2 protein-coding genes are annotated in these 2,247 nt (G+C 64.6%); both read left to right on the top strand.

Annotated features, from left to right (window positions below; genetic code table 11):
* A partial coding sequence (locus AC5JJ6_RS10455) for an OmpW family outer membrane protein (RefSeq protein ID WP_496041977.1) occupies positions 1-301 on the top strand: 301 nt, incomplete at its 5' end.
* 768 nt (positions 302-1,069) lie between these two features.
* Entirely contained in the window at positions 1,070-1,507 is a 438-nt protein-coding gene (locus tag AC5JJ6_RS10450) for a BLUF domain-containing protein (RefSeq protein WP_496041976.1), read from the top strand.
* Positions 1,508-2,247 lie beyond the last annotated feature (740 nt).

Raw genomic sequence — 2,247 nt, 5'->3', positions numbered from 1 at the left:
CCGTTTAGATGCATCCAGAACCCGCACCACAAAATCCCGGGACCAAACAGCTAGCATGACCTTCTTCCCGGACCGCGGCGGCTCGGTCACGCCGCCGGCAAGCCGCGTGCGGTTCGAGACCACGCCGGGCTTCGTGCTGAACGCTGGCGTGGACCTCGAACTTGCATCCAACTGGCTGCTCAACCTTGACGTGCGGCGCGTTTTCATCCGCACGATCATAGAGGTGGACCCCGGGCCGGTCCGTGCCAGAGGCACGGTGGACCCCTGGGTGATCGGCGCCTCGCTGCGCGTGCGGTTCTGAGGGGACTGGTCAGTGGGTCTGGGGTTCAGGCTTGGCGTCCGACGGGCGCCAGGAGAGCGGTGCCTGCCACACCGAGCAGCGCGCCCGCCAAGATGGGCAGGGTATGTCCGGCTAACAGCGTGCTGCCAAGTGTGCGCCGGTGGTCACGCGCAGGGCGGCCACCCTGTGCCTGGTTCCCAGTCAGGAACGGGCGAAAGACCGCCCATTCCTCGTCGCTCATCAGACAACGTGCCAACACCGCCTCCTGCCAAGAGACATTGTTGAACCACGACTTGCCTCCAATGAGAATCCAGTTTGTCAACAGGACCTAGTCGGATGTCGAGGTCGCGCACGAGGTCAGGGGCTTCGACGAGGCGACGGCCACCTTCATCCGCCACAGCGGCCTGACCGACATCATCCTGCGCAACACGGATACGCAATATCTGCCGGATGATCCCTTCATCGCCTATGAGCGCTACGCCGCCGGGACGCCGGCGATGGACCGGGAGGCACCGCAGCTCCTCATCCCCGTGCCGAATACCGCCGGCTGCAACTACATACTGGCCTGAAGCGGGAACCCGGGATGGCGTAAACCCCGGCCGCCTGCCCAAATCGAGTGGATGCCGCTTCCCGGGCTTGGCTCCATCGCGCCTCCGTCGGCCTGTTCTGCGGGCGGGGGGGGCGCGTCTCGGCGCGTCACCCTCCGCCCCGTCCCGGCCGGGCATTTGCTCGGCATGGCGGGGCAAACCTGCCAGTATCCGTCCCGTGCCAAGGGAAGGAACTGGACCGATGCCGCTGATGCAGTTGATCTACGCCTCGCGACCCTTCGGCTTCGAGGCACAAACCCTGGACGATATCCTGCTCAGCGCTCGCCGGCACAACCGCGAAGATTGCATCACCGGCGCGCTGATCTGCCGGGCCGACTTGTTCCTGCAGTTGCTCGAAGGTCCCCGCGCCGCGGTCACCCGTACCTTCGGCCGCATCCTGCAGGACGATCGCCACCTCGATGTCGCGCTGATCCATGTCGACGACATCGAAACCCGCCTGTTCGCTGAATGGGACATGCGCGACGACCCGCCGCACAGCTGGATGTGGAGCCAGGCGGAGGTGCGGGCCGGCGCCCTGCGTGGCGCGACTGCCGCCTCGGTCCAGGCCATCTTCGCCCGGCTGGCCCAGGAACCGGCCCGGGGACAAGCGCAACAACAGGCCCTGCCCGCCGGCGGCTGAGTCCGCCGCGGGCCAGGCAAGCAGGAGCCGCGGCAACCCGGCGGGCCACTAGGCATCTGAACGGATCACTGACAGGTCAACCCGCCGCATCCCAAGACTTGGCTCCGCGCCACCCCCGCCGGCCTGAGCTACCTGATCTCGCTGCTACCCAAGATGAGGCGCTCGCTAGTTTCCGGTTGCTGGTGGCCAACCCCCGTCGCAGCGATCGCAGCAGCAGTAGACCGGGCGCGCAGCAGATAGAGTTGCCGACGAAGCGGGGCAGGTCTTGGTGACGGTATACTTTCGCAATGTGCTTGGGCCGCTCGATTAGGGCTCTAGCAAGAAACGGGAGCGCGGCCTGTCATTCTATTGTTCGATAATAGGTTTGTTACTCGGAACTGGCTCTGTTTTGGGTATATTACGGCATGTCTAGCACACTCAAACCGGTTTATTCCGAGGAGCAAGCTACGGCCGACGAAGATCGCGCCTCCGTTGCTCTGATCGCCACCATACAGGCGCAAGTCCGTCAGCTTGAGCAGCAGGAGGCCGATCTTGAGCAACGGCTAGCCGATCTCACGAAGCAGGCTCAACCCCCCGCTCAAAAGCCATAGCGGCCGGCCTCAGACGCACTGGGATTGTCGCAGGGCGGCACTTATCACAGATGAGGCTGCGCCTCGGGATGACAGCCGAACTTCCGTGATGGGTGCAGGCCGTGTGAAAACGTACTCCACTGTGAGCCTACATGGGAAAGCGAGGTGATC

Source organism: Skermanella sp. (genome assembly GCF_059503625.1).
This window is presented reverse-complemented; position numbering and strand designations above follow the sequence as displayed.

Excerpts from the sequence above, each read along its gene's own strand:
- AC5JJ6_RS10450 (WP_496041976.1), top strand. The coding sequence starts at position 1,070 with ATGCCGCTGATGCAGTTGATCTACGCCTCGCGACCCTTCGGCTTCGAG.